17 protein-coding genes are annotated in these 20,454 nt (G+C 72.7%); 7 read left to right on the forward strand and 10 right to left on the reverse strand.

Annotated features, from left to right (window positions below; all coding sequences use genetic code 11):
* Positions 1-67: 67 nt before the first annotated feature.
* Together WIS52_RS05305 and WIS52_RS05310 are read left to right on the forward strand one after the other, a co-directional pair.
* Positions 68-1,447 (forward strand): MFS transporter, encoded by a 1,380-nt coding sequence (locus WIS52_RS05305; protein WP_349296973.1) that lies wholly within the window; start codon positions 68-70, stop codon positions 1,445-1,447.
* 34 nt (positions 1,448-1,481) lie between these two features.
* The gene (locus WIS52_RS05310; protein ID WP_349296974.1) at positions 1,482-3,011 is read left to right on the forward strand and encodes a class I adenylate-forming enzyme family protein; all 1,530 of its coding nucleotides are present in this window, start codon (positions 1,482-1,484) and stop codon (positions 3,009-3,011) included.
* 56 nt (positions 3,012-3,067) lie between these two features.
* Here WIS52_RS05310 and WIS52_RS05315 read toward each other — a convergent pair whose 3' ends face one another.
* From WIS52_RS05315 to WIS52_RS05325, 3 genes are read right to left on the reverse strand one after another with little or no spacing between them, the layout of a single operon-like run.
* Entirely contained in the window at positions 3,068-3,904 is an 837-nt protein-coding gene (locus WIS52_RS05315) for an SDR family oxidoreductase (RefSeq protein ID WP_349296975.1), read from the reverse strand.
* Positions 3,901-4,773 (reverse strand): enoyl-CoA hydratase/isomerase family protein, encoded by an 873-nt coding sequence (locus WIS52_RS05320; RefSeq protein ID WP_349296976.1) that lies wholly within the window; start codon positions 4,771-4,773, stop codon positions 3,901-3,903. Before WIS52_RS05320 ends, WIS52_RS05315 begins: the two co-directional genes overlap by 4 nt.
* A gap of 36 nt (positions 4,774-4,809) precedes the next feature.
* Complete coding sequence (locus WIS52_RS05325; RefSeq protein ID WP_349296977.1) at positions 4,810-5,571, reverse strand: SDR family oxidoreductase; 762 nt, start codon at positions 5,569-5,571, stop codon at positions 4,810-4,812.
* 83 nt (positions 5,572-5,654) lie between these two features.
* On the opposite strand from WIS52_RS05325, the gene WIS52_RS05330 reads away from it, so the two are divergent.
* Both WIS52_RS05330 and WIS52_RS05335 read left to right on the forward strand, forming a co-directional pair.
* On the forward strand, positions 5,655-6,683 hold the full coding sequence (locus WIS52_RS05330; RefSeq protein WP_349296978.1) for an LLM class F420-dependent oxidoreductase: 1,029 nt from the start codon (positions 5,655-5,657) through the stop codon (positions 6,681-6,683).
* 40 nt (positions 6,684-6,723) lie between these two features.
* Positions 6,724-7,329 (forward strand): TetR/AcrR family transcriptional regulator, encoded by a 606-nt coding sequence (locus WIS52_RS05335; protein WP_349296979.1) that lies wholly within the window; start codon positions 6,724-6,726, stop codon positions 7,327-7,329.
* Between the two features lie 18 nt (positions 7,330-7,347).
* On the opposite strand, the gene WIS52_RS05340 is transcribed toward WIS52_RS05335, so the two are convergent.
* Both WIS52_RS05340 and WIS52_RS05345 read right to left on the reverse strand, forming a co-directional pair.
* Positions 7,348-8,493 (reverse strand): aromatic ring-hydroxylating oxygenase subunit alpha, encoded by a 1,146-nt coding sequence (locus tag WIS52_RS05340; RefSeq protein ID WP_349296980.1) that lies wholly within the window; start codon positions 8,491-8,493, stop codon positions 7,348-7,350.
* Between the two features lie 37 nt (positions 8,494-8,530).
* Positions 8,531-9,718: a CaiB/BaiF CoA transferase family protein gene (locus tag WIS52_RS05345; RefSeq protein WP_349296981.1), complete on the reverse strand. Its 1,188-nt coding sequence runs from the start codon at positions 9,716-9,718 to the stop codon at positions 8,531-8,533.
* 95 nt (positions 9,719-9,813) lie between these two features.
* Here WIS52_RS05345 and WIS52_RS05350 point away from each other — a divergent pair, with 95 nt between their 5' ends.
* Positions 9,814-10,737: a TIGR03621 family F420-dependent LLM class oxidoreductase gene (locus WIS52_RS05350; protein ID WP_349296982.1), complete on the forward strand. Its 924-nt coding sequence runs from the start codon at positions 9,814-9,816 to the stop codon at positions 10,735-10,737.
* A gap of 31 nt (positions 10,738-10,768) precedes the next feature.
* On the opposite strand, the gene WIS52_RS05355 is transcribed toward WIS52_RS05350, so the two are convergent.
* The 5 genes from WIS52_RS05355 to WIS52_RS05375 all read right to left on the reverse strand — a co-directional run bounded on the left by WIS52_RS05355 (position 10,769) and on the right by WIS52_RS05375 (position 17,015).
* Positions 10,769-12,346 carry an FAD-dependent oxidoreductase gene (locus tag WIS52_RS05355; RefSeq protein ID WP_349296983.1) on the reverse strand — a complete coding sequence of 526 codons (1,578 nt, stop codon included), beginning with the start codon at positions 12,344-12,346 and terminating at the stop codon, positions 10,769-10,771.
* Between the two features lie 124 nt (positions 12,347-12,470).
* Positions 12,471-13,985, reverse strand: coding sequence for a class I adenylate-forming enzyme family protein (locus WIS52_RS05360; RefSeq protein WP_349296984.1), 1,515 nt, complete (start codon positions 13,983-13,985; stop codon positions 12,471-12,473).
* 119 nt (positions 13,986-14,104) lie between these two features.
* Complete coding sequence (locus tag WIS52_RS05365) at positions 14,105-15,085, reverse strand: NAD(P)H-dependent flavin oxidoreductase (RefSeq protein WP_349296985.1); 981 nt, start codon at positions 15,083-15,085, stop codon at positions 14,105-14,107.
* 35 nt (positions 15,086-15,120) lie between these two features.
* The gene (locus WIS52_RS05370) at positions 15,121-15,906 is read right to left on the reverse strand and encodes an enoyl-CoA hydratase/isomerase family protein (RefSeq protein ID WP_349296986.1); all 786 of its coding nucleotides are present in this window, start codon (positions 15,904-15,906) and stop codon (positions 15,121-15,123) included.
* A complete protein-coding gene (locus WIS52_RS05375; RefSeq protein WP_349296987.1) occupies positions 15,903-17,015 on the reverse strand; it encodes an NDMA-dependent alcohol dehydrogenase in 1,113 nt (370 codons plus the stop codon). The genes WIS52_RS05370 and WIS52_RS05375 overlap by 4 nt, the downstream gene beginning before the upstream one ends.
* Positions 17,016-17,262: 247 nt before the next feature.
* Between WIS52_RS05375 and WIS52_RS05380 the strand changes: the two genes are divergently transcribed.
* Together WIS52_RS05380 and WIS52_RS05385 are read left to right on the forward strand one after the other, a co-directional pair.
* Positions 17,263-18,066, forward strand: coding sequence for an SDR family NAD(P)-dependent oxidoreductase (locus WIS52_RS05380; RefSeq protein WP_349296988.1), 804 nt, complete (start codon positions 17,263-17,265; stop codon positions 18,064-18,066).
* Positions 18,067-18,155: 89 nt separating this feature from the next.
* Positions 18,156-20,426 carry a molybdopterin-dependent oxidoreductase gene (locus tag WIS52_RS05385; protein WP_349296989.1) on the forward strand — a complete coding sequence of 757 codons (2,271 nt, stop codon included), beginning with the start codon at positions 18,156-18,158 and terminating at the stop codon, positions 20,424-20,426.
* Positions 20,427-20,454: the final 28 nt, after the last annotated feature.

The raw sequence follows: 20,454 nt of genomic DNA on the forward strand, positions 1-20,454 counted from the left end.
CTCCCGATGCGCTGTGACACCGACCGCACCGACGCGGTCGCCGAGGCGCGCCGAAGCGGAGGACCTGATGGGCGACAGTCCGGCCCCCTCGATACGTGATGTCATCGACCGCAGCCCCGTCTCTCGGTTCCAGAGGCGCACGGTTCTGCTCTGCTTCCTGCTCGGGATCGCGGACGGCTTCGACGCGCTCGCCATCGGCTACCTGCTGCCGGCGATGGCCGCCGAGTGGGAGGTGCCGGCCGGCTCGTTCGGGCCGGCGATCACCGTCGGGCTGATCGGCATGATCGTGGGCACCACCCTGGTGGCCCCGCTGGCCGACCGCGTCGGCCGCCGGGCCGTCCTGCTCGGTGCGACGCTGCTCTACGGCGCGGTCACCGCGACGATCCCGCTCGTGTCGACGGTGGGTGAGCTCGCCGGGGTGCGGTTCGTGGCGGGGATCGGCCTCGGCGCGGTGGTGCCGAACCTGGTCGCTCTCTCGTCCGAGTACATGCCTGCGCGTGCGCGTGGACGCGCTGTGCTGATCGTGCTGTGCGGCATCACGATCGGCGGCTTCCTCTGCGGGATCGTGGCCGGCCGGCTGGTGCCGACGCTCGGCTGGCGGTCGGTCTTCCTCGTCGGCGCGATCCTGCCGATCGTGCTCGTCGTGGTCTGCTGGCGCCTGCTGCCCGACTCGATCGGGATGCTGGTCCGGCGCGGCCGGCCCGACGCGGCCCGTGCACTGCTCGCGCGGATCTCGCCCGAGCTGGCCACGACACCGCTGGACGACTCGCTCTCCGGCTCGGCACCCCGCACGGCACGGATCCCGGTCGGCAGCCTGTTCGGCAGCCGGAGCCGGGCGACGACCCTGCTCTGGATCACCTGGTTCGCGACCTACGTGATCGTCTACTTCCTCTACAGCTGGCTGCCCACACTGCTCGTCGACGTCGGGGTGGACCAGGGTGTCGCGATCCTCGCGATGTCGTTGTGCCTGCTGGCGAACACGGTCGGCGGGCTGTCCCAGGGAGCGCTGATCGACCGGCGCGGCGACTACTTCTCGCTCACGGTCGGACTTCCCGTAGCAGTGCTGGTGATCCTCGCGGTCCCGTCGACGTTCGGGCAGCCGGTCCTGCTGACCTTCCTGATCTGCCTGATCGGCTTCTTCGCCGTCGGCGTGAACCAGGCGCTGTCCACGATCACCGCCGAGATCTACCCGATCGACGTCCGGGCGACCGGCATCGGCTGGGCGTTCGGCGCCGGCCGCGTCGGATCGTTGGTGGCCCCGCTCGCCGGTGGGCTGCTGATGACCACCGGCGTCCCCGGAGCAGTGATCTTCCAGCTCATCGCGGTGCCCGCCGCGGTCGGTGCGATCTCCCTGGTCCTACTGGTCCTGCTGGTCCACCGGACGCGACGGCGGGCCACAGCCATGGCGCCATCCGGAACACATCCCACCGCGGCGGACGCCGGGTGAGCCCGAACCACCACCCCCACCCACGGAGCATCCGATGAACGTTCCCGAACTCGTCCGATTCTGGGCCCGGACCCGGACCGACCACGACGCGATCGCCTTCGAGGGCACGAGCGAGTCCTGGGGCGAGCTCGACGCGGTCAGCGACTCGCTCGCCCGCGGGTTGGCCGCGCGCGGCATCGGTCACGGCGATCGGGTCGCGCTGCTGATGCACAACCGCCCCGAGCTGGCCCGGGTCATGGTCGCGGTGCTCAAGCTGGGCGCGGTCTGTGTCCCGCTGAACTTCCGGCTGCTGCCCGGGGAGCTGGGCGAGCTGCTGCGCGACGCCGACGCCGCGCTGATCGTCACCGAGCAACGGCTGCTGGACCGGCTGCCCGACCGGGTGGACGGCGAAGCCTACGACGTCGTGTCGCTGGACTCGACCGACGTCCCCGGGTTCGACACGCTGCTCGCCGACCCGGGCCCGGCCCCGCGGGTCGAGATCGCCGACGACGACCCGGCGTTCCTCTGCTACACGTCCGGGACGACCGGGGTGCAGAAGGGCGCGGTGCTGACCCACCGCAGCGTCCTCGCCCCCGCCCAGGGGCAGATGATCGCCTACAACCTGTCCTGGCGGGACCGCGTGCTGGTCCCGGCTCCGCTGGTCTACACCGGATCCGTCGTCTCGGTCTTCGTGCAGCTCGTGATCTATCCGGGCGCGACGATGGTGCTGCTCGCGGACTTCGACCCGGAACGCAGCCTGGAGATCATGGTGCGGGAGCGGGTCACCGCCGCGACCTTCGTGCCGGTGATCTGGCAGCGGATGGCGGCGCACCCGGGCTTCGCCGACGCCGACCTCGCGAGCTTCACCTACGCCGCGGCGGGTGGCGCCCCGGTGCCGACCCAGACCCTGGACATCTACCGCCGGCGGGGCGTGCCCCTGAACCAGGTCTACGGGCTGACCGAGGCGTCCGGGCTGGTCACCAGCCTGCCGTGGCACGACGCGCTGGCGCGGCCCGAGTCGTGCGGGCGCGCCCTGGTCGGCACCGAGGTCCGGGTCCGGGCGGACGCGCCGGGTGAGGTCGGCGAGGTACTGGTGCGCGGACCGCACGTGATGCAGGGGTACTGGCGCCGTCCCGAGGCGACCGCCGACACGATCGTCGACGGCTGGCTGCACACCGGCGATCTCGGCCACATGGACGAGGAGGGGTTCCTGACCATCGTCGACCGCAGCAAGGACCTGGTCATCTCGGGGGGGATCAACGTCTATCCCGCTGAGATCGAGAAGGTGCTCGCCGCGGTACCCGGCGTCGCCGACCTGGCGGTCATCGGGGTCCCCGACCCGTCGTGGGGCGAGGTCCCGATGGTCGTGTTCCACTCCGATCGTGACCCCGCGAGCGTGGTCGCCGAGCTCGCCGCCGCCGCCGAGTCCCGGCTCGCCCGGTTCAAGTGGCCCAAGCACGCCGTCGCCTCGCCGGAGCCGCTGCCGCGGACCTTCTCCGGCAAGCTGACCAAGGCCACTCTGCGGGAGCGCTTCCGCGAGGTGCCGCCCGAGGCGATCGTTCTGCGGAACCGGACGACGGCCTGAGCTACGACCGACGCCGGGGTGGTCCGGAGACCGGAGCCGTCCGGTCCACCCCGCGTTCAGGTCGGTCGCTGCTCCGCCCGGGCTGCCATCCGGGTCGCGTCGGCAGGCCACTCCCGACCGAGCGAGGCGCCACCGTCCACGACGATCTCCTGGCCGGTCAGGAAGGCCGACGAGTCCGAGGCGAGGAACACCGCGGCGCCCGCGAGATCGTCCGGCTCACCGGCACGCGGCATCGGCTGCAGCGAGCGCAGGCCCGCGCGGACCGTGTCGACCGAGTCGTCGAGGCGGTCGCCGGTCAGGCCGGCCCCGTGGCCGACGATCCGGGTCGCGACGCCACCGGGAACCAGGGTGTTCACCCGAACGCCGTGCGGCGCGAGTTCGACGGCGGCGCTGCGGACGAGCTGGGCGACGGCCGCCTTCGCCGCTCCGTAGGCGTGCGGACCGTACCCGGTGCGCAGACCGGCGACGCTGCCGGTGGCGACGATGCTGCCCCGTCCGGCGGCCTTCATCGGCAGCGACGCGTACTTGATCGCGAACAGGACCGAGCGGCAGAGCAGCGCGAACGCGGCGTCCCACTCCTGCGCCGGGGTGTCGTGCAGGAACCGCCAGCGTCCCACGGCCCCGGCATTGGCGACGACGCAGTCGAGCCGCCCGTGCCGCTCGACGACCTCAGCCACTGCCGACTCCACATCGGACTCCACCGTGACGTCGACCCGGCGGAAGCGGGCGCGAGCCCCGAGCGATTCGGCGAGCCGGGCACCGCGCGGCTCGTCCACGTCGGTCACCAGCACGGTCGCCCCGGCCGCCACGAACCGGGCGGCGACCGCCGCGCCGATTCCACTGGCCGCACCGGTCACGACGGCGGTGCGGCCGTCCAACCCGGTACCGGTCACCGGTTGCGGAACACGGCCGGGCGCTTCTCCAGGAACGCCGTCACCGCCTCCCGATGGTCCCGGGTCAGCGCAGTGAGGATCTGGGAGCGGTTCTCCAACTCGACCGCGGCCTGGAAACTGCCGGTCTCCTGGTTGGCCCACAGCACCTCCTTGCTCATCCAGACCCCGAACGGACTGTGCCCGGCGATCAGCCGGGCCCGCTCGAGGGCGGCATCGGCCAGGACGTCGTCCTCGACGACGGCCGAGACCAGGCCGATGCGCTCGGCCTCCTCCGCATCGACCGTCCGGCCGGTGAGGATGAGATCGGTGGCGCGGGCGAACCCGACCATGCGCGGCAGCAGCCAGCTGAGTCCGATATCGGTCCCCCCCAGGCCGCGCCGGATGAACGACGCCTGCAGGATCGCCGACCGCGCCATCAGCCGGATGTCGCAGAACACCGCCAGCGCCATCCCGCCGCCCGTCGCCGGGCCGTTGACCGCCCCGATGATCGGGGCCCTGACCCGGCGGAAGGCCTCGCCGAGGCTCGAGATGTGCTGCTGGACCCGCATCCCCGCCTGGGAACGGCCCTCCTCCTCGTCGGGCTGCTGCGGCGGGTCCCCGTACCCGCGAAGGTCGATGCCCGCGCAGAACGCCCGCCCATTACCGGTCAGGACGACCGCCCGGACCTCGGAGTCCTCCTGGACCGCGCGCAGCTCGGCGTGCAGGGCCTCGATGAGCTCGGCGCTCATCGCGTTCAGCGAGCCGGGCCGGTTCAGGGTCAATCGCAGGATGCCCGGTTCAGGCCGGTCGGCCAGGACCGGGGCGGGCTCCGCGGTGGCTCCGGGCTGCCCTCCGGGCCCGGTGGCACCGTCGTCGGTGGTGCTCGTCATCAGTTCCTCCGGGGTCGTCGGCCGGTGCGGCCGTGGTCACGGAGCGAGGCCGGACGGACCGCCCAGCCACACGCCGAGCTGCTCTCCTGAGACGTGGGCCGCACGGTCGGAGACGAGGTAGGACACCGCGTCGGCGACCGCGGCGGACGGGATCTCGGGCCACTCGGCCCGCAACGCCGCGATCGCCCGTTCCCCCTCGCCTCGGGTCATGTCGGTGTCGACGAAACCCGGGACGACCGAGTTGACGGTGATCCCCCGCCGGGCCGTCTCCTTCGCCAGCACCGCGACCAGTGCGCCGATCCCGGCCTTCGCCGCGGCGTAGGCGCCCGTTCCGGGCAGCACGGAGCGCCCGGCGGCCGGGCTGCCGACGAACACGACCCGTCCGTGCCCGGCCGCGTACATCGCCGGGAGCACGGCGTGGGTGCAGTAGAAAGCCCCGCTGAGGTTCACCGCGATCACCTGGTCCCAATCCTCTGTGGCCAGCCTGCGCCCCGACGCCGTCAGGTTGAGCCCGGCGTTGTTGACCAGGACCGACGGCGGAGCCCAGGCCGAGGACACGGCGTCGACGAGTCCGGAGACCGCCGCGGGGTCGGTGACGTCGGCCTGCCAGCACCGGGCGGTGCCCCCGCCCCGTCGGATGTCGTCGACCAGTGCGCCCGCCTCCGTCGCGCTGCGGGCGTAGTTGACCGCCACGGCGTACCCGTCGTCGGCGAGCCGCCGCGCGATCGCGGCTCCGATACCCCTGGCTCCCCCGGTGAGCAGCGCCACCCGCGTGTGCCCGGCCTCCGGCGAATGCACGGCCGGCCCCCTCTCGTCGTTTCTCTGCATCCTGACACGTGATACGAATGACGTCTAATGTTTCAGCGCCACAGGAGGTCCTGATGCGACTCGGCCTGCACCTCGGCTACTGGGGATCCGGCCCGCCCCGGGACGCACAGCAGTCCGTACTGCGCGCGGAGGAGCTCGGCTTCGACTCGGTGTGGACGGCCGAGACCTACGGATCGGACTGCCTGACGCCTCTGGCGTGGTGGGGGGCGGCCACCGAGCGGATCACGCTCGGGACCGACGTACTGCAGCTCTCGGCACGGACCCCCACCGCCACCGCGATGGCGGCCATGACACTGGACCACCTCTCCGGTGGCCGGTTCGTGCTCGGCCTCGGGGTCTCGGGTCCCCAGGTCGTGGAGGGGTGGTACGGCGCGCCCTACCCGCGACCGCTCGCGCGGACCCGGGAGTACATCGAGATCGTGCGCGCGGTACTCGCCCGCGAGGCACCTGTCACCAGCGCCGGCGAGCACTACCCGCTACCCCGTCCCGGAGGCACCGGGCTCGGCACCGCGCTCCGCTCGACGGTGCACCCGCTGCGGGCAGACCTGCCCATCCACCTGGCCGCCGAGGGCCCCCGCAACGTCGCCCTGGCCGCCGAGATCGCCGACGGCTGGCTGCCGTTGTTCTTCTCGCCGCGCCTGGACGGGTTCTACCGCGCGGCACTGGCCGAGGGGTTCGCCCGGCCGGGGGCCCGGCGGACGGCGTCGGAGTTCCGGATCTCGGCGACGGTGCCGGTGGTGATCGACGACGATGTGGAGCGCGCCGCCGACCGGGTCCGCCCGATGCTCGCGCTCTACGTCGGTGGGATGGGCGCGCGGGAGGCCAACTTCCACCGCGACGTGTTCGCCCGGCTCGGCTACGAAGCCGAGTGCGCCCGGATCCAGGACCTCTTCCTGGCGGGCCGCCGGGAGGAGGCGACGGCCGCCGTCCCCACCGCGATGGTCTCCGACATCGCGCTCGTCGGGCCGCCGGCCAAGATCCGGGACGAGCTCGCCCGCTGGGAGGAGACCGTGGTCGACACGCTCGTGGTCCGCGCCGGACCCCGCGGGCTGGTGCGGATCGCCGAGGTCGTCGGCCGGTGACCCGCCGTGGCCGGGCCCGGCTGCTCCGTATGCTGGGCCCGTGCCCGACCGTCCGTCCCCGGTGACCGCCAGGCCCCCCGCCGCCGTCGAACGAATCCTGGACGCCGCTGACTCGTGCTTCACCCGGTACGGCATCGCGAAGACGACCATGGAAGACGTGGCCTCGGCGGCCGAGATCTCGCGCGCGACCCTCTACCGCACCTTCTCCGACCGGGAGAGCCTGTTGACCGCGCTGGTGCGCCGGCACGCCCGGATGAACATCGAGCGGAGCCGGGCCCGGATCATGGCGCTGGACACGCTCGCCGAGCGCCTCGTCGAAGGGATCACGTGGAACGTGCGGGTCGGTCACCGGGACCCGTTGATGCACGCGCTCGTCTCCCCCGAGCAGATGGCACTGGCCAACACCCTGCTCAGCTCGACCGGTCTGGCGACCGAGCTGACTCAGGAGTTCTGGGAGCCGGTGCTCGTCGCGGCCCTCGATGCCGGAGAGCTCCGGTCCGATCTCGACCTGGTCGGCCTGTGCGAGTGGATCGCGCGACTGGAGATCATGTTCATCGTGCAGCTCGGCGACTCCGCCGAGGACGAAGCCCGGATCCGCCGGCTGGTCGCGGACTTCGTCGTGCCCTCCCTGATGCCGGTCGGCTGAGCAACCGGTCGGCAGGGGTCAGTCGCCGAGATCGGCGGCGAGCTGACGATGGAGATGCTGGCAGGACTGCTCGTTGCGGCCGTAGAGATAGGTCCCGTGCGGCCATGCCGCGGCGTTTCGCTGGATCGTCAGCTCCATCGGCCAGTCCTCGTTGACCGCTGCGTCCTGCAGGATCTCCCAGCTGCGCAGCACCCGCTTCTCGATGCGCTCGGTCCGCTTCTCGGGCCGGACCAGGAACCGGATCTGGGTCGTCGAGCGGTGCGGCGTCGTGGTGTCGGGCCAGACGGTCCAGAACTCGACGTGGTCCGGTGTCGAGATGACCATGGAGTTCGGGTAGAGGAACAGGTTGCTGCCCATGAGCCGGAAGTCGGCGTCGACCGGCTCGCCGGCACGGGCCATGTCGCCCATCCGGGTCCGGGGGCTGAACGACTGGCCGTGCCGGCCGTACTGCCGCCAGACGCTGGTGTTGGTCTCGATCAGCTTGCCGACCCCCTCGGGGTGCAGGAACTTGGGGTGCAGCACGTCGATCGCCCCGTCGAGGACCAGCTTCCAGTTGATGTCGAGCGTGAAGGACTCGTCGAGGAAGATCTCGGCACCGTCGAGGCCGTACGGCGCCAGCTGGGCGTCGACCTCGGGGCCCAGCCACTCGTCGGCGTCCCAGTCCTGACCGCCGGACAGCACCGCGAACAGGAACCCGTGCCGTTCCTCGGTCCTCACCTGGCGCAGGCTGTGCCGGTCCTTGTCGACATGGGTGTAGAAGTCGTCGTAGGGCACGCCGCGCAGGCTGCCGTCCTCGCGGGAGTAACTCCAGCCGTGGTAGTGGCAGGTGAAGATCCGCTTCTTCCCGCACGACTCGTCCTCCACTCGGCCGCCGCGGTGCCGGCAGATGTTGAGGTAGGACCCGACCGTCCCGTCCGACCGGCGCACGGTGATCAGTGGGATCCCGAGGATCTCCCGGGTCATGAAGCTGCCGGGAGCAGCGATCTCGGAGCCGTGTCCGATGATCACCGGGAGCTCGGTGAGCAGCCGGCGCTCCTGGGCCGCCCGTTCGTCGCTGACGAAATGGGAGATCGGCACCCGCAGATCCGTCGATGACATCTCGGTGGTCCCCGCCCGTAGATGCTCGGCCAGGGTGTGGGCGACGTCGTTGTTCAGCAGTGTCACCGTGGTGTCCTCCGTAGTCCGGCCGGCGCCGACGTGGTCACCGGAGTGGTGGGTCGAGACGCGCGAGCACCTCGGCGGTGTGCTCGCCCGGGCCCGGCGCCAGAGCAGGGGCGAAGTGCTCGCCGACCACGCGCACCGGGGACGCGGCGAGGCGCAGCGGCCCGTCCGGCCCGGCGACCTCGTAGACGGCGCCGCGTGCGGCGAAGTGCGGGTCGTCGAGGAGCTCCTCGACGGTGTTGACCGGTCCCCCGGAGACGTCGTGGGCGAGAAAGAGGTCGACCCACTCCCGTTTGGTGCGGGTCCGGAACAACGCCGACAGCTCACGCCACACGAGCTCGGCCCGCTCGGAGCTGCCCTCGTCCACCGTGGCCAGGTCGATCTCGAGGAGGTCCGGGCGGTCGACGGCGGCGCAGAACGCACGCCAGAACTTCGGCGTGTGCGAACCGAAGACGATCGCGCCCCCGTCCGCGGTCCGGTAGGCGTCGAGCAACGGCCAGTCCGGCAGTCGACCGTCGACCGTCCAGCCCGTCCGTCCGTGGGTCCGGCCGACGTTGAGTGCCGCGTCGATGCGGTCGGGCATCCAGGACGTCGCGACGTCGACGCTGCTGACCTGCAGCCGGGCGCCACGGCCCGTCTCGCGCGCCCGCAGCACGGCCGCCACGACCGCCATAGCCCCGTAGGCACCGAGCGCGTACATCGCCTGCGGGGTCTCGGCCGACCCACCCATCACCCCCGGCGGGGACGGCCGGTCCGGATCCACCCGGCGCAGGCCGGCGTAGGCGTCGAACCACATCCCGCCGGTCGCCAGGTCCCGGTAGGGCCCCTCGGCACCGGTCCCGGAGACCTCGCACAGCACCACGGACGGTCGCTGCGCGGTGAGCCGGTCCCAGCCGAGGCCGAGCCGCTCGAGATGACCGTGCCGGGTGCCCTCGACGACCGCGTCGGCCGAGGCGGCCAACCGCAGGAACGCCGCGGCCCCCTCCTCGGTGCGCAGGTCCAGCTCGACGCTGCGCTTGCCGCGGTTCCACCGCAGGTGCATGAACCCGGGGCCGTCCGGGCCCCCCACCGCGCGCGCACCGGCGTAGCGCACGCCCTCACCACGGCCTGGTGCCTCCACCTTGATGACCTCGGCCCCCAGGTCGGCGAGGTGCCCGCCGACCGAGGACGGCGCCAGCTGCGCGACCTCGACGACGCGCACCCCCTCCAGCAGCGAGTATCCGCTCATCGCGCCTCCTTCGACGCCGTCGACGCTGACACGTGAGACAAATATTGTCAAACATCTCACCCCACGAGCCGGTGTCCGCGCCATAGGGTCGACGGATGTCCCCGTTCCGGTTCGGCCTGCTCGGCACCGGCTCGACCGCCGGTCCGGGCGGCTGGACGGCTTTCGCCCGCCGGGTGGAGGACCTGGGCTTCGCGGTCCTCCAGGTCCCCCAGCACTTCAGCGTGCCGTCCGTTCCCCCGCTGCCCGCGCTGGCCCTCGCCGCCGCGGCGACGTCCAGGCTCGTCGTCGGCACCCTGGTGCTGGACAACGAGACCACCCACCCGGCCGTCGTCGCCCGGGACGCCGCGTGGCTGACCACCGAGACCGGCCGCCGTTTCGAGCTCGGCATCGGAGCCGGCTGGCTGGCAGCCGACCACAGCATGCTCGGCCGCCCCTTCCGGCCGGCGGGCGAACGCGTGGACCGGCTCGCGGAGGCGCTCCTGCTCATCCGCGCGGTCTGGTCCGGGCAGCAGTCCTTCACCGGCACGCACTACACGCTGGACGGGCTGCCGGAGGGCGCCGCCACGCCGGTCGCCCCACCGTTGCTGGTCGGCGGAGGCGGGCCCCGCGTGCTCGACCTCGCCGCCCGGCTCGCCGACATCGTCGGGATCGCCCCGGACATGCGGACCGGAAGGATCGGTCGCGCGGCGGCGCGGACCACCGGGCGTGCACCGGTGGCGGCGAAGGCCGCCCGCATCCGGGAGGTGGCGGCCGACCGGGGGGCCACCGTCACGCTGCACATGTCGATCACCGGTCTGTACGACCGGACCGACACCGCGCGCATCGGCCGGCTCGCCGACAGCTTCGGTGTCGCGGCCGAGCAGGTGCCCTGTCTGCCGGGCGTGCTGATCGGCGAGCCGGCCGAGATGGCCGACGAGCTCCGCCGCCGGCGGGCGGAGACCGGCGTGAGCTACCTGACCGTCAACGAGTCCCAGCTGGAGCGGATGGCCCCGGTCGTCGCCGAGCTGGCCGGGACCTGAACCGGCCGTCCGACCGAACCCGTGAGCGGGTTCAACGGCGCGTACCGGCCTCGACCACGTCGAGCATGTCCCGGATGTCGACGAGCTTGACCCGCGGCCGGCCGGCGGCGCGCCCGGCCCGGCGCTCGTGGGCGTCGATCGCCCGCCACTCCGCGAGCCCGAGCGCCTCGGGACGGCGCTGCGCCAGCAGCGCGACGAACTCCGCATCACCGCGGGCGGGCGACGGCAGGCGGCCCTGCGCGAAGTCGGTCAGCAGCGCGTCGACGGTGTCCTCGGCGCACCAGCGGTTGGTGCCGATGACACCGCTGGGACCGCGCTTGATCCAGCCCGCGGCGTAGGTGCCGGGTACCGCCCGCCCGGTGTCCGGGTCCACGACCCGCCCGTCGTCGGTGGGCAGGACGCCCCGACGCTCGTCGAACGGCAGACCCGGGATCGCGGCCCCCCGGTAGCCGACCGCGGTCAGCACCAGCCCGCAGCCGAGGTCGGTGGTCTGCTGCGTGGCCCGCGCCACCACCCGGTCGCCGTCGGCCTCTGCCGTGGTCCGCGCGACGCGCAGACCCTCGACCCGCTCGTCCCCCAGCACCCGGACGGGCGCGCTGCGGAACCGCAGGACGATGCGGCGCGCGGCACCGCTAGGGGAGCGCTCGGCCAGCTCCCGGAGAACCTCCAGCTTCAGGGACAGGACAGCGTCGCGATCACGCTCGAGCCGGCCCGCCGTCAGCTCGTCGAGCAGCAGCTCCTCGGGGTCCACCACCACGTCGACTCCGGGGAGGTCGCCCAGTGCGAGCAGCTCCGGTGTGGTGAACGCGGCCTGGGCCGGGCCACGACGCCCCAGCACGACCACCTCGCGTACCGCGCTCGTCGACAGCGCCGCGAGCGCGGCCGGGGAGATGTCGGTGCCGGCCAGGTGCTTGTGCCCCGCGACCAGCACCCGGGCCACGTCCAGGGCCACGTTGCCGTTGCCGACCACCACCGCCCGCTCGCCGGAGAGGTCGACGGTGCGCCCGGCCGCATCGGGATGCCCGTTGTACCAGGACACGAGATCGGTGGCGGACACGCACCCGGGAAGGTCCGCACCGGGGACACCGAGCGCCCGGGCGCCCGGGGCACCCACGGCGTAGAGCACCGCGTGGTGGTGGGCGAGCAGGTCCTCGTGCCCGAGGTGGGTGCCCACCTCCACGTTGAGGTGCAGCCGGACCCGGCGGTCCCCCCAGGTGCGTGCGAGCGTCGTACCGGCGCCCTTGGTGTCCTGGTGGTCAGGCGCCACGCCGTGCCGGACCAGCCCGCCCGGCACCGGAAGCCGGTCGATCATCGTGATCGCGACGTCCAGGCCCGGCAGGCGCAGCAGGCTCTCCGCCGCGTACGACGCGGCCGGGCCGGTCCCGACCACCGCGACCCGCAAGGTCCCTGCACCGGCCGGTGGCGGGACGGACGGGGCGGCCCGAGCCACCCGCGGCTCCGGCGGCCGGCCGGCGAACCACGCCGCATTGATCTGCAGGTAACGCTGGGCGCCGAGGTCGAGGTCGGCGTCCGGCACGATCGCCGCCACCGGACACACGTCCAGGCACGCCGCACAGTCGATGCAGGTGTCCGGGTCGATATAGAGCATCTCGGCGCTCGTGTAACCCGGTTCACCAGGGGCCGGATGGATACAGTCCACCGGGCAGACATCGACGCACGACGCATCGTTGCAGCACGCGCGGGTGATCACGTGGGTCATCGCCGGCTCCTCGTCAGCGCACCTTGCTGTGGGTCGCCGCGATGTCGGCGTACTCCGAGCGGACCGCCGGCTTGGCGATCTTGCCACTGGGTAGCCGGGGCAGCGGTTCGTCGCGGACGACGACGTAACGGGGGACCTTGAAGTCCGCCATCTGACGGTTGCACTCCGCGATGATGATCTCGGGTTCGAGCCCCTCGCCCCAGACGACGGCGGCCGGCGTCTCCCCGAACCGCTCGTCCGGCGCGGCGATCACCGTGACCTCCTTGACGCCGGGTATTCCCGAGATCACCGCCTCGAGCTCGAACGGCGACACGTTGATCCCGCCGGTGATGATGAGGTCCTTCAGCCGGTCGACGAAGGTCAGCCGACCCTCGGCGTCACGGCGGCCGAGGTCGCCGCTGTGCAGCCAGCCGTCCCGCAGCGCTCGTCTCGTGTTCTCCTCGTCCTGCCAGTAGCCGGGGGTGACCCCCGGTCCCCGCATCAGGATCTCGCCGTCCTCGCCCGGATCGCACTCGCCACCGTCCTCACGGACGACCTTGATCTCGGTGAAGATGTTGCCGCTGCCGCAGGTGTCCGGGTGGTCGGCGGCCTCCTCCGGCCAGGTCGCCGTCGCCACCCCGCCCACCTCGGTCATCCCGTAGATCTGCCGCAGTACCACGCCCTTGGCCGCGTACGCCTCCAGCAGCGGCACCGGGACGGCGGCGCCGCCCACGATGGCAGTGTCGAGGCTGCTGAGGTCGGCGTCACCGAACTCGGGGGCCGCGGTGAGCGCCTGAAAGATCAGCGGGACGCCGAACATCACGGTGATGCGGTGCTTCTCGATCAGCTGCACCGCCCGCGAGGGCTTGATCTCCCTCTCGGCGACCAGGGTGCCACCCAGCACGCCGGTGATCATCACGCCGTAGACGAGGCCCGGGGTGAAGGCCAGCGGCAGCAGCAGGAGCGTCCGGGCGCCGGGCCGCATTCCGGGATCGGTCAACGTGTTCTCGAAAACGATGTCGAGCAGCGTCCGGTTGGTACAGACCACGCCCTTGGACAGCCCTGTCGAGCCGCTGGTGAACAGGATCGCCACCGGCTCCTCGGGCGCCCGGTCGATCCGGAAATCCTCCTGAGGTCCCTCGCGCAGCCGCAGGACCTCGTCATGGCCGACGAACCGGTGGTCGTGCCCGAGGCCCATGACCTCGTTCAGCGTCGCCTCGTGCTGCTCCGCCGCCACGACGAGCCGCGCCCCGGACTCGCCGAGGATCTTGTACAGCTCGACCGCGACCAGGCGCGGGTTGAGCGGCACGAGCACCCCGCCCGCCTTGACGATCCCCCAGGCCGTCGCGACCCATTCGACGCTGTTCGCACCCATGAGACCGACCCGGTCCCCGGGTACGACTCCCTCGTCGGCCATCCGGCGGGCGATACGCCCCGACCAGTCCTGCAGCTCCCGATAGGTGACGGCGTCGTCCCCGACCACGACCGCCTGCTGATCCGGCTTCCGACGGGCCCACCAGTGCAGAGCCGATGCCACCGACGTCGCCATGATTCTCCTCCTCGCGCCACGATGCGCAGTCAGTGCGGACTCCGGGCCCGGTGCCCGGCCGCTCGGTGTGCCGGCCTGTACCTCGTGCCCCGGCCGTCAGCGGCCGGCGAACTCGCGTCTCAGGCGGGAACGACCATCCGCCCGGCCAACCGGCCGAGCACCTCCTCCGCCTCGCGCACGATGCGGTGCACCAGGTCGGCGACGGACGGGACGTCGCCGACCAGGCCCTGGCACTGACCGACCGTCCAGATGCCGGCGTCCAGGTCCCCGGTCTCGAACACCGTCCGGCCGCGCGCCCCGGCGACCAGTTCGCGGACGTCGGCGAACTCACCGCCGTCGTCGAGGATCCGGACGACCTCGGTGCTCACCGCGTTGCGCGCCACCCGCGCGGTGTTGCGCAGCGGGCGGAAGATCAGGTCGGTGGACCGTTCGTCGGCCTCGACGATCGCGCGCTTGACCCGCTCGTGCACCGGCGCCTCCACCGTCGCCATGAACCGGGTACCCATGTTGATCCCGTCGGCCCCGAGCGCGAGCGCCGCCGCCAGGCCACGGCCGTCGGCGAACCCGCCGGAGGCGACCACCGGTACCGAGAGTCGCGCGGTGGCGGCCGGGATCAGCACCAGCCCCGGCACGTCCTCCTCACCCGGGTGCCCGGCGCACTCGAACCCGTCGATGCTCACGCCGTCCACGCCGACCCGCTCGGCCTTCAGTGCGTGCCGAACGCTGGTGCACTTGTGCAGCACCTTGATCCCGTGCTCGTGGAACAACGGCAGGTGTGGCTCCGGGTTGGAGCCCGCCGTCTCGACGACCGGGATCCCCGCCTCGACGATCACGCGCCGGTACTCGTCGTAGGGCGGTGGGTCGATCGTGGGCAGGATCGTCAGGTTCACCCCGAACGGCTTGTCGGTGAGCTCGCGGCACCGGGCGATCTCGGTCGCCAGGTCCTCGGGGGTGGGCTGGGTCAGCGCGGTCAGGAAGCCGAGCCCGCCGGCCTCGGCGACCGCCGCGACGAGCTCCGCCCGGCCCACCCACTGCATCCCGCCCTGCACCACGGGGTGCTCGATCCCGAAGACCTCGGTGAACCTCGTCCGCAGCGGCATGTGTCTCCTCGCCCGTCGATTCCGGTGAGCACTCGTCAGAGCTGCTCGGTGAACGACGCGTCCCGTTTCCCCCGGAACGCGGTGAAGGCCTCCTCGGCGTCCGCCCCGCGCAGCGTGATCGCCTGCGCGGCCGCCTCGGCGTCCAGGGCCGACGGGAGGTCGCGTCCGCCGCCCTCGGCGAGCAGCCGCTTCGTCAGCGCCATCGCCACCGCCGGGCCGGCGGCCAGCCGGTCGACGATCGTGCCGACCTCCGTGTCCAGCTCCGCGCTCGGCACGACCCGGTTGACCAGCCCCATCGCGGCGGCGCGGTCCGCGGGCACGATGTCGCCGAGCAGGCACAGCTCCTTGGCCCGGTGCAGCCCGATCAGGCGGGGCAGGATCCACGACCCGCCGAAGTCGACGGCCAGACCGCGCCGGACGAACACCTCGGAGAAGCGTGCCCGGTCGGAGGCGACGACGAGGTCGCAGGCCAGCGCCAGGTTCAGCCCGGCCCCGACCGCGACGCCGTCGACGCGGGCGACGACGGGTGTGGCCATCCGATACACCGCCAGCGCGGTCCGGTTGATCCGGTTCATCGACCCGAGCGGGTGCCGGTCCTCGGACACCGCGGAGAGGTCGGCCCCGGAGCAGAAGTCGCCGTCCCGCCCGGTGAGGACGACGACCCGCACCTGCGGGTCGTCGTCGAGCTCCGGCAGCACCCGGTACAGCTCGTCGAGCATCGACGCGGTCAGCGCGTTGCGCCGGCCGGGGTTCGACAGCTCGACCGTGGCCGCCGCACCGTCCCGGCGCACCTGCACCGCGTCCTGGAGCACACCGGTCACGCGAAGTCCACGACGCCGCGGAGGTTCACGCCCGCGTGCATGTCCGCGTACCCCTGGTTGATCTCCTCCAGCGGATAGCGTCGGGTCACGAGCTCGTCGAGGCGCAGCGATCCCTGCCGGTACATCTCCAGCAGGTGGGGCACGTCCCGGGTGGGCGAGCACATCCCGAACAGCGCCCCCTGGATCCGCTTCTGGTACATCGCGAGCTCCAGCAGGTTGACCGGGATCCCGGTCGCGGCGTAGTTCGCGACAGCCGTCAGGACCACGGTGCCGTCCTTGCGTACCGCCGCGAAGGCCTCGGCGACGTGCTCACCGGTGGCGACCCCGACACAGACGATCGCGCTGTCGGCGCCCTGCCCGTTCGTCAGGTCCTTCGCCAGCGCGGTGGCCTCGGCCATGGTGCCGACCGCGTCGGTGGCGCCGAGCTTGAGGGCGCTCTCCCGCTTGAACTCGACCGGGTCGACGGCGACGATCCGCAGGGCGCCCGCGTGCCGTGCCCCCTGGACCGCATTGATGCCGATCCCGCCGACGCCCATGACGACCACGACCTGGCCCGGCCGGACGGCGGCGGCGTTGACCGCCGAGCCCCAGCCGGTCGGGACACCGCAGCCGATGAGCGCGGCGGACTGCAGCGGAATGCTCTTGTCGATCTTGATCGCGCCCCACTCCGGCAACACGCTGTACTCGGAGAAGGTCGACACCAGCGAGCACTGTGCGACGTCGACGTCCCCGTGGTGCAACCGGAACGTGCCGTCGAGCTGGGTGCCGGTCATCATGAACGCGCCGTTGTCGCAGAGGTTCTGCTTGCCCTCGGCGCACCACCGGCAGCGTCCGCACCCCGGGATGAAGCTGGCGACGACGTGGTCGCCGGGCCGCAGGTCACGCACGGCGGCGCCGACCTGCTCGACGACACCGGCACCCTCGTGGCCGCCGCAGTAGGGCAGATGCGCCGACGGCACGTCCCCCTTCGCGACGTGGTCGTCGGAATGGCACAGACCCGCCGAGACGTAGCGCACCAGGATCTCGTGATCCTTCGGCTCGTCGACGTCGACCTCGACGACATCCCACTCGCCCGGGGACTCCCACAGCACTGCCGCCCTCGACTTCATCGTCTGGTTCCTCTCGGGATGCGGGGGATGGCCGCCCGGCCGTGGACCCTCCGAGGACGGCCGGCGACCTCGCCGGAACCGCACCGGTGGATCGGGCCCCGCCGGAGCGGAGCCAGCCTAAAGTGAGTAGGTAGAAGCGTCAATACGCTTCCCGGCGGTTGTCTCACCGACAGCAACCGTTGCCGGTTCGACCCTGCTCACGCCGACACGGTGCCTGTTCGAAGATACATATGACATGATCCGTCATATGGTCGACGAGGATTCCGCCGGGCGCCCGGCACCACCCGACACCCCCTTGCTCGACCTGTTCCGGCTGGACGGCCGGGTCGCCGTGGTGACCGGCGCGAGCTCCGGCCTCGGGGCGGGCTTCGCCTGTGCTCTGGCCGAGGCGGGCGCCGATGTGGTGCTCGCGGCGCGCCGGTCGGACCGCCTGCACGAGACCGGGGACGCCGTGGCGCGGCACGGCGCCCGCTGGCACGCGGTGGCCGCCGACGTCGCCGACCCCGACGACTGCGAACGGGTCGCGGCCGCGGCGACCGAGCGGTTCGGCAGACTCGACGTGCTCGTCAACAACGCCGGGGTCAGCAGTGTGGTGCCCGCTCTGCGGGAGTCCCCCGGTGACTTCCGCAGGGTGCTCGACGTCAACCTCGCCGGTGCGTACTGGATGGCCCAGGCCTGCGCGCGGCGGATGTCCGCCGGCGCGTCGGTCGTCAACGTCTCCAGCGTGCTGGGTCTGGTCGCCTCGGTACTGCCCCAGGCCGCGTACTCGGCGAGCAAGGCCGGCCTGATCGGCCTCACCCGCGATCTCGCGCAGCAGTGGTCGGGCCGGCGCGGGATCCGGGTCAACGCCCTGGCCCCCGGTTTCGTGAACACCGAGATGACCGGGGAGATGACCGACGAGACCCTCGACCGCTTTCTGGCCGGGGCACCGCTGCGGCGGCTCGGCACCCAGCGCGAGCTCGACGCGGCCCTGCTCTTCCTCGCCGCACCGGCCTCGGCCTACGTCACCGGCGCGACCCTCGCCGTCGACGGTGGCCTGAGCGGGCACTGACCGACCGCGATCACCAGGACCGAACCACGACCGCAGGCCCGGGCGCCGGCAGTTCCGCGCTCCGTCTGCACCCTTCCCGAGGAGACCGGATGACCAGCACTCCGTCCACGGTCCCGCCGTCCGGCCCGCGGGCGGACGGCACGCGCACGGTCCCGCGCGGGTGTCCGCTCTGTGAGGCGATGTGCGGGCTCGAGGTCACTCTCGACGGCCGGGACCGGGTGGTCACCGTCCGCGGTGACGCCGACGACGTGTACAGCGCCGGTTACCTGTGTCCCAAGGGCGCCTCTCTCGGTGCCGTCGATGACGACCCGGACCGGCTCCGGGGTCCGCTCGTGCGCCGCGACGGCGAGCTGCGGCCGGCGAGCTGGGACGAGGCGTTCACCGAGGTGGACCGGCTGCTCCGGCCGCTGCTGGCCGACGACCGGAACTCGGTTGCCGCCTACACCGGCAACCCGACCGGGCACAACGTCGCCTTCACCCTGCTGGCCGGGCGCCTGGCCAGGTCCCTGGGCAGCGTCCAGGCCTACTCCCCGGCGACGATGGACCAGCTCCCCCAGACCGTCACCGCGGCGCTGCTGTTCGGCGAACCGACCAGCACCCCGGTCCCCGACCTCGACGCCACCGACCTGCTCGTGATCGTCGGGGGGAACCCGCTGGTCTCCAACGGCAGCGTCGGGGCGGCGCCGGACTACCGCGGCCGGCTCCGCCGGCTGCGCGCCCGGGGTGGCCGGGTCGTCGTGGTCGACCCGGCACAGACCGCGACCGCCGCAGCCGCCGACCTGCACCTGCCGATCCGCCCCGGCACCGACCTGTTCCTGCTGCTCGGTCTGCTGCACGTGGTGTTCGCCGAGGACCGGGTGCGACTGCGGGCGGCACGCGACCGGGTCTCCGGCCTCGCCGAACTCGGTGCCGCGGTCGGGTCGTGGACCCCAGAGGCGGCCGGCCGGGCCACCGGTATCGCCCCGGAGACGATCGTCGGGCTGGCCCGCGACATCGCCGGCGCCGATCGTGCGGCGCTCTACGGCCGCCTGGGCACCACCCTCAACCGCCACGGCACCCTCACCTGCTGGGCGCTGCAGGTCCTCAACGTGGTGTGCGGGCACCTCGACCGGCCGGGGGGCATGCGCTTCACCCGGCCCGTCACCGGCTCGCCGACGACCCGTCGTGCGACCCGTCCGGCACGCCCGTTCACCACCGGCCGCTACCACACCCGGGTCAGCGGCCACCCCGAGGTGCTCGGCGAGTTCCCGGTGGCCGCGCTGGCCGAGGAGATCAGCACCCCCGGACCCGGGCGGGTCCGCGGGCTGGTGATCTACGGCGGCAACCTCGCCCGCTCGATGCCGGACTCGGCGGCCGTGCAGCGCGCGCTCACCGAGCTCGACGCGCTGATCTGCGTCGACCCCTATCTCAACGAGACGACCCGGCACGCACACGTCGTCCTCCCCCCGCCCGGGTCGCTCACCCGCGACCACTTCGACCTGGTGCTCTTCCAGTTCGCACAGCGCAACTTCGCCCGGTTCTCCGAGCCGGCGCGGCCGGTGCCGGACGGGATGCTGCCCGAGTGGGACGTCCTGCTCCGGCTCTGCGCGATCTACGAGGGCCGGGGGCCGGACACCGACCCGGGTGAGATCGACGACGAGATCGCCGCGGCGCTGCGCCGGTCGGTCGCGCGCGGGCTCGACATCGACGAGCGGGAGGTCGTCACCGACTTCCCGGGCCGGGGCCCGCGCCGGCTGCTCGACATGCGGATCCGATCGGGTCCCTACGGCGATCTGTTCGGCCGGAGCCCGGGTGGGCTGACGCTGGCCCGGCTGCTCGACGCCCCGCACGGAGTCGATCTCGGCCCTCTCGGACCGCGGCTCGACGAGGTCGTACGGACCCCGTCGGGAAGGATCGAGCTGTTCGCCCCGCAGATCCGCGAGGCGCTGGCCGCCGCCCGGCCACCGGCGGTGGAGCCGGGGTCGCTGCTGCTCATCGGCCGGCGCGACCTGCGGTCGAAGAACTCCTGGCTGCACAACGTCGACCGGCTGGCCGGAGGCCCCGAGCGCGGGCTGCTGTATCTGTCCCCCGGTGACGCCGAGGCGTACGGCATCGCCGACGGCGGCTCGGTCACGGTCCGCTCGACGGCCGGACGGATCGAGGTGCCGGTCCGGGTGACCGATCAGGTGCCCGACGGCGTCTGCTCGCTGGCCCACGGCTGGGGGCACGACGACGACCGGGCCCGGCTGCGGGTCGCGGCCCGGCGTCCCGGGGTGAACAGCAACACCCTCACCGACGGGACGGTCCTGGACCCGCTGTCGGGCACCGTGCAGATGAACGCCATCCCGGTACGCGTCGAGCCGGCACCACGACCCGGGTAGAGCCGGCGGGGCGGGTCGTCTGCGTCAC

Source organism: Pseudonocardia nematodicida, from assembly GCF_040105385.1.
Classification (GTDB): Bacteria; Actinomycetota; Actinomycetes; order Mycobacteriales; family Pseudonocardiaceae; genus Pseudonocardia; species Pseudonocardia nematodicida.

What these genes read in the sequence shown, in the direction of transcription:
- WIS52_RS05305 (WP_349296973.1), top strand. Translation starts at nt 68, where the DNA reads ATGGGCGACAGTCCGGCCCCCTCGATACGTGATGTCATCGACCGCAGC.
- WIS52_RS05330 (WP_349296978.1), top strand. Translation starts at nt 5,655, where the DNA reads ATGCGACTCGGCCTGCACCTCGGCTACTGGGGATCCGGCCCGCCCCGG.
- WIS52_RS05355 (WP_349296983.1), bottom strand. Translation starts at nt 12,346, where the DNA reads ATGCTCTATATCGACCCGGACACCTGCATCGACTGTGCGGCGTGCCTG.
- WIS52_RS05350 (WP_349296982.1), top strand. Translation starts at nt 9,814, where the DNA reads ATGTCCCCGTTCCGGTTCGGCCTGCTCGGCACCGGCTCGACCGCCGGT.
- WIS52_RS05365 (WP_349296985.1), bottom strand. Translation starts at nt 15,085, where the DNA reads ATGCCGCTGCGGACGAGGTTCACCGAGGTCTTCGGGATCGAGCACCCC.
- WIS52_RS05360 (WP_349296984.1), bottom strand. Translation starts at nt 13,985, where the DNA reads ATGGCGACGTCGGTGGCATCGGCTCTGCACTGGTGGGCCCGTCGGAAG.
- WIS52_RS05385 (WP_349296989.1), top strand. Translation starts at nt 18,156, where the DNA reads ATGACCAGCACTCCGTCCACGGTCCCGCCGTCCGGCCCGCGGGCGGAC.
- WIS52_RS05380 (WP_349296988.1), top strand. Translation starts at nt 17,263, where the DNA reads ATGGTCGACGAGGATTCCGCCGGGCGCCCGGCACCACCCGACACCCCC.
- WIS52_RS05375 (WP_349296987.1), bottom strand. Translation starts at nt 17,015, where the DNA reads ATGAAGTCGAGGGCGGCAGTGCTGTGGGAGTCCCCGGGCGAGTGGGAT.
- WIS52_RS05320 (WP_349296976.1), bottom strand. Translation starts at nt 4,773, where the DNA reads ATGACGAGCACCACCGACGACGGTGCCACCGGGCCCGGAGGGCAGCCC.
- WIS52_RS05310 (WP_349296974.1), top strand. Translation starts at nt 1,482, where the DNA reads ATGAACGTTCCCGAACTCGTCCGATTCTGGGCCCGGACCCGGACCGAC.
- WIS52_RS05345 (WP_349296981.1), bottom strand. Translation starts at nt 9,718, where the DNA reads ATGAGCGGATACTCGCTGCTGGAGGGGGTGCGCGTCGTCGAGGTCGCG.